Here is a 15095-nt window from a genome sequence, read left to right on the forward strand (position 1 = left end):
GAGTCCACTCTATGGAGCGCCACCGACGCCCCCGCGCCGAGGTGAGGTTCGCCGAGGTGAGGTTCAGGTGACGCTGATGCCGTCCCCGCTGATCGTGACCTTCTTCTCGGGCAGCGGGGAGGAGGCCGGTCCGTTCTTGACCGCGCCGGTGGTGATGTCGAACTTGCTGCCGTGGCAGGCGCAGTTGATGGTGCCGTCCGAGACGTCCGCGACGATGCACGCCTGGTGGGTGCAGACCGCGCTGAAGGCCTTGAAGTCCCCGGACGTCGGCTGGGTGACGACGACCTTCTGGTCGGCGAAGATCTTCCCGCCGCCCACCGGCACGGTGGCCTTGGAGATCGCGTCCTTCACGGCGTTGGTCGCCGAGCCGGCGGCGTCGCTCGCAGCCTGCTGGGCCGAGCCGCACCCCGCCAGGGAGGCTGCGCCCACCGCACCGACGGCGCCGAGGCCGGCGGAGGCGAGGACGGTCCGGCGCGAGGGGCCCTCGGGGGATCGGTCGTCGGTCTGGGTCATGGTGCGCCTTTCGGTGGGGAGCCGCGCACAGGGGTCGTCCGGTGCGGTGCGAGGGCCCGAGTATGCCGCCCGCACCCGGTAGGACGAACGGGGCCCGACGAGAGTTCACCGGGCCGTCTGGACGCCTGGTGTCTGGGATGTGCCGTTTGGTGAGACACGTGGTAACGACACGGTCACGCCTGAGACCAAGGTCCCCCTGTTCCCTGCGAGCCGCGTCATAGTCTGCACAACACCCCAACCGGGGTGACCGTGGGTGCTGCCTACCGCCGTCTCCACGAGCACCAAAGTGACTTCAGGAGGAGTCTTGCGTTCCGTCTTCAAGATTGGCGCGCCCGTCGTGGCTGCTGCCCTCGCACTGAGTGCCTGTGGTGGCACCACCAACGACGCCGGCTCCGGCAGCGGCGGCAAGGCGTGTGACCTCAAGATCGGCTTCTTCGGTGCACTGACCGGAGACGCCGCCAACCTCGGCATCAACATCAAGAACGGCGCCGAGCTCGCCGTCACCCAGTACAACGAGAAGCACGCGGACTGCAAGGTCTCGCTCACCTCGTTCGACAGCCAGGGCGACCCCTCGATCGCCCCCGGACTGGCCCAGAAGGCCGTCACCGACAAGAAGCTGGTCGGCATCGTCGGCCCTGCGTTCTCCGGTGAGTCCAAGGCTGCCGACCCGATCTTCGACAAGGCCGGCCTCAACATCATCACGGCCTCCGCCACCAACCCGGCGCTGTCCGAGAACGGCTGGAAGACCTTCCACCGCATCCTCGGCAACGACGCCACCCAGGGCCCGGCCGCGGCGAAGTACATCAAGGACGTCCTCAAGGCCCAGAAGGTGTTCGTCTCCGACGACACCTCCGAGTACGGCAAGGGCCTTGCCGACATCGTCAAGAAGGACCTCGGCTCGGCCGTGGCCGGCAGCGACGAGACCGCGGCGGACGGCAAGCAGGACGACTTCTCCCCCACCGTCACCAAGGCCAAGGCCTCGGGCGCGACCGTGTTCTTCTACGGCGGCTACTACTCCAACGCGAGCAAGCTCGTGAAGCAGCTCAAGTCCGGTGGCTTCACCGGCACCTTCGTCGCCGCCGACGGCGTCAAGGACGACGGCTTCATCAAGGGCGCCGGTGCGGCTGCCGAGGGCGCGATCGTCACCTGCCCGTGCCTGCCCCCGGACAAGGCTGCCGAGTTCTCGGCCGCCTACAAGAAGGCCTACAACTCCGACCCCGCGACGTACTCGGCCGAGGCCTACGACGCCGCGAACGTCTTCCTCGCCGGCATCGCCGCGGGCAAGACGTCCTCCTCGGACATGAACGCCTTCATCGGCTCCTACAGCGCCCAGGGCGTCACCAAGAACGTCAAGTTCGACGCCAAGGGTGAGCCCTCCGAGGTCTCCGTCTGGGCCTACAAGGTCTCCGGCGGCAAGATCGTCCCGGACCAGGAAATCAAGTAGCACCACACATGGCGGCCAGGGCTCTCTGCATCGAGGGTCCTGGCCGCTACCGTGTTCCCGTCCGGACCCGGACCTGCCGCGCTGAGGCGCTGCGGTCCCCCAATACGGAGGTCTGATGGATCTTCTCCTCAACCACTTCTGGGAGTTCACGATCACCGGGCTGGCCTTCGGGGCCGTCTACGCGCTGATCGCCCTCGGCTACACGCTCGTCTACGGCGTGCTGCGGCTCATCAACTTCGCCCACTCCGAGGTCTTCATGTGGGGCAGCTTCGCCTCCGTGTGGGTCCTGACCGCGCTGGGGGCGAGCAAGGCCAGCGGCGTCGGCGTCGTCGGCTTCCTCGTCATCGGCTTCGCCGCGGCGATGGTCACCTCGGCCCTGGTCGCCCTGGGCCTGGAGTTCGTGGCCTACCGGCCGCTGCGCAAGCGCAACTCACCACCGCTCATCGCGCTCATCTCCGCGATCGGCGCCTCGTTCGTCCTGTCCGAGGCGATGGGCCTGCGCGACAAGCCCTTCAAGTGGTTCGGGCTGGACACCGACCTCGCCAGCTACGTCGGCCGTCCCCGTGAGGCGTCGCCGCTGCCGCTGAACATCGACACCGTCCGGCTGTTCCGGGTGTTCGACTACCGCGTCTCCAACATCGACCTCATCGTGCTGGGCTCGGCCATCGTCATGATGGTCATCCTCGACCAGTTCGTGAAGCGGTCCCGCCTCGGCCGCGGCATCCGCGCCGTCGCGCAGGACCCCGAGGCTGCGGCCCTCATGGGCGTCAACCGCGACCGGGTCATCCGGCTCACGTTCGTCATCGGCGGCGCCATGGCCGGTGCCGCGGCGATGATGTACCTGCTCAAGATCGGTGTCACGCGCTACAACGCCGGCTTCCTGCTCGGCGTGAAGGCGTTCACCGCGGCCGTCCTCGGCGGCATCGGCAACCTGCGCGGTGCCCTGCTCGGTGGCTTCGTCCTCGGGGTGGCCGAGAGCTACGGGTCGGCGATCTTCGGCTCGAACTGGAAGGACGTGGTGGCGTTCACGCTCCTCGTCATCATCCTGCTGTTCCGACCCACCGGCCTGTTGGGTGAGTCCCTCGGAAAGGCCCGCGCATGAACGCCGTCTCCTCGTTCTTCCACGGCATCGGTGACCGCTTCCGGGCGCTCCCCCGCTGGGCCAAGATCGTGCTCGCCATCGCGGCGGCGGTCATCGTCTACCTGCTGCCGATCATCAACCCGCCGCTCATCACCACGACCGACTCCGACTTCGGCGCGGTGCTGTTCCTCTGTGCGCTCTACGCCCTGGTCGCCATCGGGCTCAACATCGTCATCGGCTACGCCGGCCTGCTCGACCTCGGCTACATCGGCTTCTTCGCGATCGGTGCCTTCACCGTCGGTGTGCTGGGCTCGGCTCACGCCAAGCTGCCGCTGCTGCTCTGCATCCCCATCGCCATGGTCGTCACCCTCGTCTCCGGCATCGTCCTCGGTGCCCCGACGCTGCGTGTCCGTGGCGACTACCTGGCGATCGTGACGCTCGGGTTCGGTGAGATCGTCCGCCTCATCCTCGTCAACGCCGACAGCCTGACCGGTGGCTCACGGGGCATCTCCAACATCCCGACGCCGCCGAACCTCGACCTGTTCGGGATCCCCCACCTGGTGTGGGACGGCTTCGTCGCCAAGGTCGACCTGTCCAACCAGACGCGGTTCCTGCAGTTCGGGGTCACCGACTCGATCCCCTACTACTGGCTGGCCCTGACCCTGGTCTTCATCGTGCTCTTCCTCGACTGGCGCATGCAGAACTCGCGCGTCGGCCGGGCCTGGGAGGCCACCCGCGAGGACGAGGACGCCGCCGAGCTGATGGGTGTCCCGACGTTCCGGTTCAAGCTGCTGGCGTTCGCGACCGGTGCTGCCATCGGTGGCCTGTCGGGTGCGCTCTTCGCCACCAAGCAGCAGTTCATCAACCCGGACAACTTCACCATCCTCTACTCGGTGCTGTTCGTGGCGATGGTCGTCGTCGGTGGCCAGGGCAACCGCTGGGGCGTCGTGGTGGCGGCCGCGCTGCTCACCTGGGCGCCCGAGAAGTTCCGCTTCCTCGCCGACGCCCGGTTCCTGCTGTTCGGCCTCGCGCTCATGGCGCTGGCCATCTTCCGGCCGCAGGGCCTGATGCCACCCCGAAGGTCGGTCCGCGCCAAGAAGGCCGACGAGGTAGCCCCTGACCAGATCGACGCGGAAGGAGTGGCTCGTGCCTGACACGACACCGGGTGCCACCCCCGACAGCACGCCCGACCCCGAGCAGCACGACACCGCCAAGGAGACCCGGGGCACCCGGGTCGACGACGACACGGTGCTCGGCCCCGACACCGAAGCGACGCCGGACACCTCCGTCGACATCTCCGTCGAGGAGGTCGCCGACCTGCCGAAGGGCAAGATGCTCGAGGTCGAGGACGTCACCCTGAGGTTCGGCGGTGTCACGGCGCTCGACGGTGTCTCGTTCCACATCAACACCGGCGAGATCCTCGGCCTCATCGGCCCCAACGGTGCCGGCAAGACGACCTGCTTCAACGTCATGACCGGCGTCTACCAGCCCACCTCGGGCGGCGTGCGGTTCATGGGCGAGCCGCTGGGCAAGCGCCAGAAGTTCCAGATCACCAAGCTGGGCATCGCGCGCACGTTCCAGAACATCCGGCTCTTCCACAACATGACGGCGCTCGAGAACGTCCTCGTCGGCGCCGACGCGCACCACTCCACCGGCATGTTCTCCGCGCTCCTGCGGCTCCCGAAGCACCACGCCGAGGAGTCCGAGGGCATGGACCGCGCCTACGAGCTGCTCAAGTTCATGGGGCTGGACAAGCGCGCCGACGAGCTGGCGCGCAACCTCCCGTACGGCGACCAGCGCCGCCTCGAGATCGCCCGCGCCCTCGCGACGAACCCCAAGCTGCTCTGCCTGGACGAGCCGGCTGCCGGCTTCAACCCGGCCGAGAAGGCCCGGCTCATGGAGCTCATCCAGTCGATCCGCGACCAGGGCTACACCGTCCTGCTCATCGAGCACGACATGAAGCTCGTCATGGGCGTGACCGACCGGATCGTGGTGCTGGAGTTCGGCAAGAAGATCGCCGAGGGCCTGCCTGCCGAGATCCAGGACAACCCTGCGGTCATCGCCGCCTACCTGGGAGTTGATGAAGATGCTTCTTGAGGTCGACGACCTCTGCGTCAACTACGGACGCATCGAGGCGATCCGCAACATCTCGTTCACGGTCGGCGAGGGCGAGGTCGTGACGCTCATCGGCGCCAACGGCGCCGGCAAGACCACGACGATGAAGACGGTCTCCGGGCTGCGCCCGGTGCGGCAGGGCTCGATCCGGTTCGAGGGCCAGGACATCACCACCGTCCCCGCCCACGAGCGGCCGGTGCTGGGTATCGCGCAGTCCCCCGAGGGCCGCGGCTGCTTCGTCGGCATGACGGTGCTGGAGAACCTCGACATGGGCGCCTACGCGCGCCCCGACCGGAAGTCGCCGAAGATCGGCGAGGACCGCGACCGCGTGTTCGGGCTGTTCCCCCGGCTCGCCGAGCGGCGCACCCAGGTCGCGGGCACCATGTCCGGCGGCGAGCAGCAGATGCTCGCCATCGGTCGCGCGCTCATGGCCAACCCGAAGCTCCTGCTGCTCGACGAGCCGTCGATGGGGTTGGCGCCCAAGCTGATCCAGCAGATCTTCGACATCATCACGGAGATCAACCAGCAGGGCACGACCGTGCTGCTCGTGGAGCAGAACGCGGCACAGGCGCTCAAGCGCGCGCACCGCGCCTACATCCTCGAGACGGGCGAGATCGTCCGCGAGGGCTCCGGCGAGGAGCTGGCCAACGACCCCGCCGTCAAGGCCGCCTACCTCGGTGGGGACTTGTAGTCCGACCCGGGCCCGTCACCTGACTCGGGCAGACGACCCACGTCGAGGGCTGAGGGGCGTGCTGCCCATGGGCAGCACGCCCCTCAACCACGTCGGGGCCGGCATCCCGGCGTCTACTGCGGGACGACGGCGACACCCTGGTGCAGCACGCCGTTCACGGTGGTGAAGTCGCCCCCCACCACCAGCGCGCCGGGCACGCCGCTGACGCTCCATACGCCCATGGCGCTGTCGAACGCCGCGGTGCCGGTCACGAGCGCGCCTGTGCTCGAGCTGAACGCTGCGAAGCGTGCCCGGTCGGCCCGCGTGGAGCTCCCGGGCGCCACGGCGCACGAGCTTCCGTGGGTGCCGTAGTAGAACCGCCCGGCGACCTCGAACGCGCCCTGCATCCCGCCGTTGCACCAGGTGCGCCACAGCAGGCCGGTCGGACGGGTCGTCGTGCTGAGGTTGTACGCGTCCCACTGGTAGATGTTGTCCGGGCAGACGTCGCCGCCGTAGAGGCGCCGGTCGTCCGGGCTGAGGTAGAGACGGGTGACCCACGGGCCGGCCCCCGAGCACCTGCCCACTCCGCCGAGCTGCCGTGGGTGGAGCGCGCCGTTGGTGCCGTAGACCACCGCGATCCCGGCCGGCATGGTGCGACCGTTCACCGTCGTGAAGGGGCCTCCGAGGTAGACGCGGCCGGCGTCGCTGCTGACCGCGAGGGACTGGACCATCCCGCCGGACCTGAGTACGCCGGTCGGGCCGACCGTGTCGGCGACGAACGTGGTGCTGAGGGCGCCGCTGGCCCCCCACAGCCTGGCGACGTGTCGGCGGGTCACCCCGTTGACCGTGGTGAACTGGCCGCCGGCGAAGAGCCAGCCGCGGGCGGTCCCGATCGACAGCACGCTGTTGTTGACCACCGGCTTGAAGACGCCGTCGACGGAGCCGGTGCTCGCCACCACCGAGGCCAGGCGCGGACGGCTGACCCCACGGACGGTGAGGAAGGACCCGGCCAGGAAGAGGCGGGTGCCGTCGGTGGACAGGGCGAGGTCGAGCACCTCGTTGTCGGTGTTGGCGCTGAACGTGGGGTCGAGCTGTCCGGTCCTCATGTCGAGGGCGGCCACGCCCTGGCGCACCTGGCCGTTCACGCTGGTGAACTCGCCACCGACGTAGACCCGCGCCGCGTCGTCGGCCACGGCCAGGGTGTTGACCCGGTCGCCGGGCGTCGGGTTCCAGGCGGTGAGTGCACCGGTGCCGGTGAGGAAGGCGGCCGCGTCGTGCCGCGTGGTGGTCCCGGACCGGCCGAAGCGGCCTCCGACGTACAGCACGCCGTCACGCACCTGCAGCGCCGCGACCTCGACCGAGCACGGCGGGTTGCTGTGGGCGTACCCGGTCGTGTGCCGGGTGTTGCAGCCGGCGAGGAGCGCGTTGAACGAGGTCACCGCACCCGCCGCGGTGACGGCCGCGAGCCGAGCCCGGCCCACCGAGGAGACGGTGCCGAACAGGCCCCCGACGAAGACCGTGCCCGTGGCCGGGTCCACGCGCAGCGCACGGACGGTGCCGTCGGCCGCCGGGGCCCAGGAGGTCGGGACGCCGTCCGCGGTGAAGGCGGCGAGACGGCTGCGCGGGACCTGGCCGCTGGGCCCGGACACTGCGGTGAAGGTGCCACCGACGTAGACCACGGAGCCGTCGGGTGAGACGTCGACGGTCTGGACGGCCCCGGACGCAGCCCCGGCGAACACCGGGTCGGTCGCGCCGGTCGAGGCGTCGAGCCGGACGAGACCCGAGTGCGGCTGGTCACCGACCGTGGTGAAGTCGCCGCCGGCGTAGAGCGCGCCACCGGCCGCCGCGAGGGCACGCACCGTCGCGTTGGTGGGGGCGGCGGTCCATGACGTGACGATGGAGCCGAGGTCGGGGTCGACTGCTGCGAGGTGGGTCGCCGGCACTCCAGCTAGGCTCAGGAAGTCACCACCGAGCACCACCCCGGCTGAGGTGCGGGCCATGGCTCGGATCGGGCTGCCGGGCCTGGGGTTCCACGCGGACACGAGCCCCTCCGCCGTGACGCGCGCCGCACCGGGTCGGTACGCGGTGCCGACCCGCTTGAACCGTCCCGCGACGTACCAGCCGCCGGCACCGTCCGGGATCGCCGCATCCACCGGGCCGTCGATGCTCGGCCAGGCAGCGCGCACGCCCGTTCCGGAGTCGACCGGCACGCCGTACCCGGTGGTCGGGCCCACGTAGTCGAACCCACCGGCGAGGTAGACCCGGTCGCCGGACACCAGGGTGTCGCTGACGCGGCCGTTAGTGCCCCACCACGACGCCGGGTCCGCGACCCCAGTCGAGGTGGTGGTCGAGGTGGTGGTCGCGGTGGTGGTCGAGGTGGTGGTCGTGGTGGCGACGGTCGCAGACGTCGTGGCGGCGACGGACGCCGGCGCGGCGGCGGCGGTCCCCCACACCGAGGCGAGCGCCACCACTGATGCGGTCAGGACGGCAGGCCACGGTCGCATGACCGATCTCCTTGGCTGGGAACACACCGCGGTCGCGGCGACGTACCCATGAGACGCCAGGACGTCTGTGCCCGGATCGTCCTGCAGGGGCAGGAGGACCTACCGCAGGGGGCGGAGGAGAACAGGCTGTTTGGTTGTTGTTGCGTTCGGCTGTTCGGCGGACTCCTCGGTCGGCTGCGTGACCGGTGGACGAGCCCGGGGTCTCAGGCGCGCTTGCGGGTGCCTCCCTTGCCCGCGGCCGCCGTGCTCGCACCCTTGCCCACGCCGGTCTTGCCGGCGGTCTTGCCAGCGGTCTTGCCAGCCGCAGCGGCCGCCTTGCCCGTGGAGGTCTTGCGTGCCGGGGCGGTGGTCGAGGCTGCCGCGCCTGCGGCCTTGCGTGCCTTCGGTGCGGCGGCGGTCTTCCGGGTCGCGGTCGCCTTCTCGGTCGCCGTCGTCCGCGCGGCGGTGGCGGCAGCCGTGCGCTTCGTGGCCCGGGTCACCGCCGCAGCCTTGGCCGCACCGGCCGCGGGCACCTTGGCGCCCGTGGGCCGGTGGGTCGAGCGCGCGCTCTTGGCGAGCACCGGTGCCAGGAACCGACCGGTGTGGCTGCCCTCGACCTCGGCCACCTCCTCCGGCGTGCCCTCGGCCACGACGAGGCCACCACCGCTGCCGCCCTCGGGACCCATGTCGACGATCCAGTCGGCGTTCTTGATGACGTCGAGGTTGTGCTCGATGACGATGACGGTGTTGCCCTTGTCGACCAGCCCCTGCAGGACCTCGAGCAGCTTGCGGATGTCCTCGAAGTGCAAGCCGGTCGTGGGCTCGTCGAGGACGTAGACGGTGCGGCCGGTGGAGCGCTTCTGCAGCTCGGAGGCCAGCTTGACGCGCTGGGCCTCGCCGCCGGAGAGCGTGGGCGCGGGCTGGCCCAGGCGCACGTAGCCGAGCCCGACGTCGTTGAGCGTCTTCATGTGCCGGGCGATGCCGGGCACCGCGGCGAAGAAGTCTGCGGCCTCCTCGATCGGCATGTCGAGGACGTCGGCGATGGTCTTGCCCTTGAAGTGCACCTCGAGCGTCTCGCGGTTGTAACGGGCGCCGTGGCACACCTCGCACGGGACGTAGACGTCCGGCAGGAAGTTCATCTCGATCTTGATGGTGCCGTCACCCGAGCAGGCGTCGCAGCGCCCGCCCTTGACGTTGAAGGAGAACCGCCCCGGCTGGTAGCCGCGGATCTTCGCCTCGGTGGTCGTCGCGAACAGCTTGCGGATCGCGTCGAAGACGCCGGTGTAGGTGGCCGGGTTGGAGCGCGGGGTGCGGCCGATGGGGCTCTGGTCTACGTGCACCACCTTGTCGAGGTGGTCCAGCCCCTTCACGGTCTTGTGGCGCCCGGGGACGTGGCGCGCGCCGTTGAGCTTGTTGGCGAGCACGTTGTAGAGGATGTCGTTGACCAGCGTCGACTTGCCGGAGCCGGAGACGCCGGTGACGGCCACGAGGTTGCCGAGCGGGAACGAGACGTCGACACCGTCGAGGTTGTGCTCTCGCGCCCCGACGACGGTGACCTCGCGCCCCCTCTCCTGGGGCCGGCGCTGCAGCGGGGTGGGGATCTCGAGGCGACCGGAGAGGTACTTGCCGGTGACCGAGTCCGGGTGGTCGAGCAGGCCCTGCACGGGCCCGGAGTGCACGACGACACCGCCGTGCTCGCCGGCACCGGGGCCGATGTCGACGACCCAGTCGGCCGTGGCGATGGTGTCCTCGTCGTGCTCGACGACGATGAGGGTGTTGCCGAGGTCGCGCAGGCGGGTCAGCGTCTCGATGAGCCGGTGGTTGTCTCGCTGGTGCAGGCCGATGCTCGGCTCGTCGAGGACGTAGAGGACGCCGACGAGGCCCGACCCGATCTGGGTGGCCAGGCGGATGCGCTGCGCCTCGCCACCGGACAGCGTGCCGGCCGGGCGGTCGAGGGACAGGTAGTCGAGGCCTACGTCGAGCAGGAAGCCCAGCCGCGCGTCGATCTCCTTGATCACGCGCTCGGCGATCTGGCGCTCGCGGGGCGTGAAGTCGACCTCCTTGAGGAAGGCCGCGCACTCGGCGATGGCGAGGGCACAGATGGCCGAGATGCTGTGGCCGCCGATGGTGACGGCGAGCGACTCGGGCTTGAGGCGGGCCCCGCCGCACTCGGGGCACGGCACCTCCCGCATGTAGCCCTCGTAGCGCTCGCGGCTCCATTCGGAGTCCGTCTCGGAGTGCCGGCGCTTGACGAACGGGACGACGCCCTCGAAACCGGTCGTGTAGGAGCGCTCACGGCCGTAACGGTTCTTGTAGCGGACGTGGACCTTGTAGTTCTGGCCGTGGAGCAGGGCCTCGCGCGCCCGCGCCGGGAGGGCGTGGAACGGCGCGTCCATGGAGAACTTGAGGTCGTGGCTGAGGGCGGTCATGACCCGCTGGAAGTACTCGGCCGAGCCGCTCCCCTGGGCCCACGGCGCGATCGCACCCTCGGCCAGGGAGAGGTCCTCGTCGGGGACGAGGAGCTCGGGGTCGACCTCGAGCTCGGTGCCGAGACCGCTGCACTTGGGGCAGGCGCCGAACGGGCTGTTGAAGGAGAACGAGCGCGGCTCGACGTCGTCCATCGACAGGGGGTGGTCGTTGGGGCAGGCCATCCGCTCGGAGAAGCGGCGCTCGCGCTCCGGGTCGTCGGCCTCCTTGTCGACGAACTCGACGACGAGCACGCCCCCGGCCAGGCCGAGCGCGGTCTCCACGGAGTCGGTGAGGCGGCGCTTGGCGCCCGCGTCGTCGCCCTTGGCCACGAGGCGGTCGACGACGACGTCGATGGTGTGCTTGACCTGCTTCTCGAGCTTGGGCGGGTCGGTGAGCGAGACGACCTCGCCGTCGACCCGCGCCCTCGAGAAGCCCTTGCTCTGCAGCTCGGTGAAGAGGTCGACGTACTCCCCCTTGCGGGCGCGCACGACGGGCGCCAGCACCTGGAAGCGGGTGCGGTCGGGCAGCTCGAGCAGCCGGTCGACGATCTGCTGCGGGCTCTGCCGGGTGATCGGCTCGCCGCAGACCGGGCAGTGCGGACGGCCCGCGCGGGCGAAGAGCAGGCGGAGGTAGTCGTAGACCTCCGTGATGGTGCCGACGGTCGACCGCGGGTTGCGGTTGGTCGACTTCTGGTCGATCGAGACCGCCGGGGACAGGCCCTCGATGAAGTCGACGTCAGGCTTGTCCATCTGTCCCAGGAACTGCCGCGCGTAGGCGGACAGCGACTCGACGTAGCGGCGCTGGCCCTCGGCGAAGATGGTGTCGAACGCCAGCGACGACTTGCCCGACCCGGACAGGCCGGTGAACACGATCATCGAGTCGCGGGGGAGCTCGACGGAGACGTCCCTGAGGTTGTGCTCGCGGGCGCCCCGGACGACGAGCTGGTCGTGGTTGGGGCGGGCTGGGGGCGTGGTGGGGTGCACTGCGGTCACGCACTTCATGCTAGGTGCCTGCACTGACAGCCGCGTCACCAGCGCCTACCGTGACCCCATGACGACGCCTCGTACCCACGCATGACGACGCCCCCCACGAGCACCCCGATCGAGGAGTACGCCGTCCTCGGCGACACCGAGACCGCCGCGCTGGTCAGCCGGTCCGGGTCGATCGACTGGCTGTGCCTGCCGCGGTTCGACTCCCATGCGTGCTTCGCGGCCCTGCTCGGCACGCCTGAGCACGGCCGGTGGCTGCTGGGCCCCACCAAGAAGGCGCGCAGCACCCGCCGCTACCTGGAGAACTCCTTCGTGCTGGAGACCGTCCACGAGACCGACACCGGCTCCGTACGGGTGCTCGACCTCATGCCCATCGGCGACGGGCGGGCCGACATCATCCGCACGGTCGAGGGCCTGCACGGCACCGTGCGCATGCGCCACGAGTGGGTCGTCCGCTTCGACTACGGCACCGTGCGGCCGTGGGTCTCCCGGGGCGTGGGGCACCGCCTGGACAGCGACGTCATCACGGCGGTCGCCGGCCCGGACATGCTCATCCTGCGCGGCACCCGCCTCCCGACCGCCGTCGACGGTCACCACGTCGACGAGTTCGAGGTCGCCGCCGGCCAGGTCCAGACCTTCTCGACGACGTGGTTCCCCTCGTACGAGCCCGTCCCTCCCCCGCTGGACATCGACTCCCGCATCGAGGAGACCATCGCGCGCTCCAACGAGTGGGCGGGGCGCTGCAGCTACGGAGGCCCCTACAGCGAGCAGGTGGTCAGGTCGCTGCTCACCCTGCGCATGATGACCCACTCCCGCTTCGGCGGGATCGTGGCCGCCCCGACGACGAGCCTGCCCGAGGACTTCGGCGGCGAGCGCAACTGGGACTACCGCTTCTGCTGGCTGCGCGACGCGTCTCTCACCCTGGAGGCGCTGGTCAACTCGGGCTACCTCGAGGAGGCGAGGCTCTGGCGCAACTGGCTGATCCGCGCGGTCGCCGGCGACCCCGAGGACCTGCAGATCATGTACACGATCGACGGCGCCCGACGTCTTCCCGAGCGCACGCTCGACCACCTCCCGGGCTACGCAGGGTCCACGCCCGTGCGGATCGGGAACGGTGCCGTCGACCAGCGGCAGTCCGACGTGCTCGGCGAGGTCATGATCGCGCTCGACGAGGCCCGCGAGAAGGGACTCGAGGTCTCCCGGCAGGGCTGGGCCATGCAGCGCACGCTCGTCAACCACCTCGCCGAGCACTGGCAGCGTCCCGACAACGGGCTGTGGGAGATCCGCGGCCCGCTGCGCCACTTCACCCACTCCCGGGTGATGGTGTGGGCCGCCTTCGACCGCGCCGTACGCGGCGTGGAGCACTGGGGGCTCGAGGGCCCGGTCGAGCGGTGGCGCGCCCTGCGCGACCAGGTCCGCGAGGAGATCCTCGAGCACGGCTGGTCCGCCGAGCGGGGCACCTTCACCCAGCACTACGACACCGACCAGGTCGACGCCTCGCTCCTGCTCATCCCGCAGGTGGGCTTCCTGCCCCCGGACGACCACCGCGTCCTCGGCACCATCGCGGCCGTGGAGGCGGACCTCATGCGCGACGGCTTCCTCATGCGCTACCGGACCGAGACGAAGGTCGACGGGCTCTCCGGTGACGAGCACCCCTTCCTCGCCTGCTCGTGGTGGCTCGTCACGGCGTACGCACAGTGCGGCCACCTCGACAAGGCCCGCCCCCTCATGGAGCGGCTCGTGGCGGTGATGAACGACGTCGGCCTGGTGTCGGAGGAGTACGACCCGGTGGCCCAGCGAATGGTCGGCAACTTCCCGCAGGCGTTCTCCCACCTGGCCTTCATCGGTGCTGCGCACGCGCTCGCCGACGCGGAGGCGCGGGGTGCCGCCGAGGCGGGGAGCCGGATACCGTGACGCGGATGACGCGCGAGCTCACCGTCCTGGCCGACCAGACCGACCGCCTCCTGGCCACCGCCCGGGGCCTCACCGACCCCGGCGGCCCCTCGTTGTGCGAGGGGTGGAGCCGCGGGCACGTCCTGACCCACCTCGCCCGCAACGCCGAGGCCATCGGCCGCCTCGCCTCGTGGGCGGTGACGGGACAGCGCGAGGAGATGTACCCCGGGGGTGCCGAGGCCCGCGACGCCGACATCGAGGCCGGGGCCCGCCGAGCCGCGGACGAGCTCGCCCGCGACGTGGCCGCCACGGCTGCAGACCTCGTCCCGCGCCTGGAGGCCCTCGAGGGGCCGCTGGCCGCCGAGGAGGTGGAGATGCGCGGCGGTATGCGGGTGCCGGCCACGGGACTGCCCTTCCTGCGGCTGCGTGAGGTCGTCTACCACCACGTCGACCTCGACGCCGGGTTCGCGTTCGACGACGTGGATCCCGACCTGCTGCGCCGGTTCGTCGCCGACGCCGTGCACCGGCTCGGTCTCGGCAAGCGCCCGCCGGGCGTCGTGGTGCGCTCCGACGAGGGCGACGCCTGGACGGTGGGCGACGGCTCTGCGACCGTGGCCGGTCCCTTGTCCGGGATCCTGCTCTGGCTGGCCCGGCGCGACACGTCGCAGGTCCGCGCCGTCGACGGCGAGGTCCCCTCGCTCCCCCGCGGCGCCTGAGACCGTCAGCCCGTCAGCCCGTCAGGACGGACGGGCCGGTGATCCCGGCCCGTCGGGCGATGGCGACCGCGGCGAGCGCGGAGTGCACCTTGAGCTTGTGCAGGATGCTCTGGATGTGGGTGCGCACCGTGTTGGGCGACACGTGGAGCAGCTCGCCGATCTCCGTGCGGCTCATGCCCTCCGCGAGGCACCCCAGCACCTCGAGCTCGCGGGTCGTGAGCTCGCTGATCCCCTGCACGTGCTCCAGGGGTGCACGCTGGCCGCGGGACAGTGACACCAGCACCCCGGCGAGCAGCTCGGCGGGGATCCGGGTCTCGCCGTGGGCGACGCCGCGGACCGCCTCGACGAGGTCCTCGGCGGTGGCGGTCTTGGCCACCCAGCCGCGTACCCCGCCCTGGACCGCCTCGACGATCTGGCTGCCCGAGTCCAGCCCCGTGACGATGACGACCCCGACGTCGGGGCGCCGCTGCAGCGCCTCGACGGCCAGCGGCAGCCCGTCGACGCCTGCGAGGTCGAGGTCGAGGACCATGACGTCGAACTCGCCCTCCTCGAGCAACGCCTGCCCGCCCTCGAGCGTCGTGGCCGTCCCCACCACCGTGAGGTCCTCGTAGTCCGCGAGGCACACGACGAGGGCGTCCACGAAGACCTCGTGGTCGTCGACGACGACGACGCGTATGGGGGCTGGCATAGCGCAACCATGCCGTCTGGCGCCCGCGCCACCC

General features: G+C 70.6%; 11 protein-coding genes. 7 read left to right on the top strand and 4 right to left on the bottom strand.

Annotated elements, in window-relative coordinates; translation table 11 throughout:
* Nucleotides 1-63: 63 nt before the first annotated feature.
* Nucleotides 64-513, bottom strand: coding sequence for a Rieske 2Fe-2S domain-containing protein (locus AB4Z02_RS08335; RefSeq protein WP_441970340.1), 450 nt, complete (start codon nucleotides 511-513; stop codon nucleotides 64-66).
* Nucleotides 514-817: 304 nt separating this feature from the next.
* Here AB4Z02_RS08335 and AB4Z02_RS08340 point away from each other — a divergent pair, with 304 nt between their 5' ends.
* The 5 genes from AB4Z02_RS08340 (at nucleotide 818) to AB4Z02_RS08360 (ending at nucleotide 5844) form a co-directional block, all read left to right on the top strand.
* Complete coding sequence (locus AB4Z02_RS08340) at nucleotides 818-1957, top strand: branched-chain amino acid ABC transporter substrate-binding protein (RefSeq protein WP_082591000.1); 1140 nt, start codon at nucleotides 818-820, stop codon at nucleotides 1955-1957.
* A 115-nt stretch (nucleotides 1958-2072) separates the two neighbouring features.
* On the top strand, nucleotides 2073-3059 hold the full coding sequence (locus AB4Z02_RS08345; RefSeq protein ID WP_056885244.1) for a branched-chain amino acid ABC transporter permease: 987 nt from the start codon (nucleotides 2073-2075) through the stop codon (nucleotides 3057-3059).
* Nucleotides 3056-4192: a branched-chain amino acid ABC transporter permease gene (locus tag AB4Z02_RS08350; protein WP_056885245.1), complete on the top strand. Its 1137-nt coding sequence runs from the start codon at nucleotides 3056-3058 to the stop codon at nucleotides 4190-4192. The genes AB4Z02_RS08345 and AB4Z02_RS08350 overlap by 4 nt, the downstream gene beginning before the upstream one ends.
* Nucleotides 4185-5135, top strand: coding sequence for an ABC transporter ATP-binding protein (locus AB4Z02_RS08355; RefSeq protein ID WP_441970341.1), 951 nt, complete (start codon nucleotides 4185-4187; stop codon nucleotides 5133-5135). The genes AB4Z02_RS08350 and AB4Z02_RS08355 overlap by 8 nt, the downstream gene beginning before the upstream one ends.
* Entirely contained in the window at nucleotides 5125-5844 is a 720-nt protein-coding gene (locus AB4Z02_RS08360) for an ABC transporter ATP-binding protein (protein WP_056885365.1), read from the top strand. Before AB4Z02_RS08355 ends, AB4Z02_RS08360 begins: the two co-directional genes overlap by 11 nt.
* A gap of 113 nt (nucleotides 5845-5957) precedes the next feature.
* On the opposite strand, the gene AB4Z02_RS08365 is transcribed toward AB4Z02_RS08360, so the two are convergent.
* Together AB4Z02_RS08365 and uvrA are read right to left on the bottom strand one after the other, a co-directional pair.
* Nucleotides 5958-8327, bottom strand: a complete 2370-nt coding sequence (locus tag AB4Z02_RS08365; RefSeq protein WP_441970342.1) for a hypothetical protein — start codon at nucleotides 8325-8327, stop codon at nucleotides 5958-5960.
* A gap of 203 nt (nucleotides 8328-8530) precedes the next feature.
* Nucleotides 8531-11776 carry an excinuclease ABC subunit UvrA gene (uvrA, locus tag AB4Z02_RS08370; RefSeq protein WP_441970343.1) on the bottom strand — a complete coding sequence of 1082 codons (3246 nt, stop codon included), beginning with the start codon at nucleotides 11774-11776 and terminating at the stop codon, nucleotides 8531-8533.
* Nucleotides 11777-11848: 72 nt separating this feature from the next.
* Here uvrA and AB4Z02_RS08375 point away from each other — a divergent pair, with 72 nt between their 5' ends.
* Entirely contained in the window at nucleotides 11849-13678 is a 1830-nt protein-coding gene (locus AB4Z02_RS08375; RefSeq protein WP_441970344.1) for a glycoside hydrolase family 15 protein, read from the top strand.
* A 5-nt stretch (nucleotides 13679-13683) separates the two neighbouring features.
* Nucleotides 13684-14373: a maleylpyruvate isomerase family mycothiol-dependent enzyme gene (locus AB4Z02_RS08380; RefSeq protein WP_441970345.1), complete on the top strand. Its 690-nt coding sequence runs from the start codon at nucleotides 13684-13686 to the stop codon at nucleotides 14371-14373.
* Between the two features lie 13 nt (nucleotides 14374-14386).
* Here AB4Z02_RS08380 and AB4Z02_RS08385 read toward each other — a convergent pair whose 3' ends face one another.
* Complete coding sequence (locus AB4Z02_RS08385; RefSeq protein WP_056885249.1) at nucleotides 14387-15061, bottom strand: response regulator; 675 nt, start codon at nucleotides 15059-15061, stop codon at nucleotides 14387-14389.
* Between the last annotated feature and the right edge of the window lie 34 nt (nucleotides 15062-15095).

The sequence above is a fragment of the Pedococcus sp. 2YAF34 genome (genome assembly GCF_052114585.1).
In the GTDB taxonomy this organism is placed as follows: domain Bacteria; phylum Actinomycetota; class Actinomycetes; order Actinomycetales; family Dermatophilaceae; genus Pedococcus.

Excerpts from the sequence above, each read along its gene's own strand:
- AB4Z02_RS08335 (WP_441970340.1), bottom strand. The coding sequence starts at position 513 with ATGACCCAGACCGACGACCGATCCCCCGAGGGCCCCTCGCGCCGGACC.
- AB4Z02_RS08345 (WP_056885244.1), top strand. The coding sequence starts at position 2,073 with ATGGATCTTCTCCTCAACCACTTCTGGGAGTTCACGATCACCGGGCTG.
- AB4Z02_RS08350 (WP_056885245.1), top strand. The coding sequence starts at position 3,056 with ATGAACGCCGTCTCCTCGTTCTTCCACGGCATCGGTGACCGCTTCCGG.
- AB4Z02_RS08360 (WP_056885365.1), top strand. The coding sequence starts at position 5,125 with ATGCTTCTTGAGGTCGACGACCTCTGCGTCAACTACGGACGCATCGAG.
- AB4Z02_RS08365 (WP_441970342.1), bottom strand. The coding sequence starts at position 8,327 with ATGCGACCGTGGCCTGCCGTCCTGACCGCATCAGTGGTGGCGCTCGCC.
- uvrA (WP_441970343.1), bottom strand. The coding sequence starts at position 11,776 with ATGAAGTGCGTGACCGCAGTGCACCCCACCACGCCCCCAGCCCGCCCC.
- AB4Z02_RS08375 (WP_441970344.1), top strand. The coding sequence starts at position 11,849 with ATGACGACGCCCCCCACGAGCACCCCGATCGAGGAGTACGCCGTCCTC.
- AB4Z02_RS08380 (WP_441970345.1), top strand. The coding sequence starts at position 13,684 with ATGACGCGCGAGCTCACCGTCCTGGCCGACCAGACCGACCGCCTCCTG.
- AB4Z02_RS08385 (WP_056885249.1), bottom strand. The coding sequence starts at position 15,061 with ATGCCAGCCCCCATACGCGTCGTCGTCGTCGACGACCACGAGGTCTTC.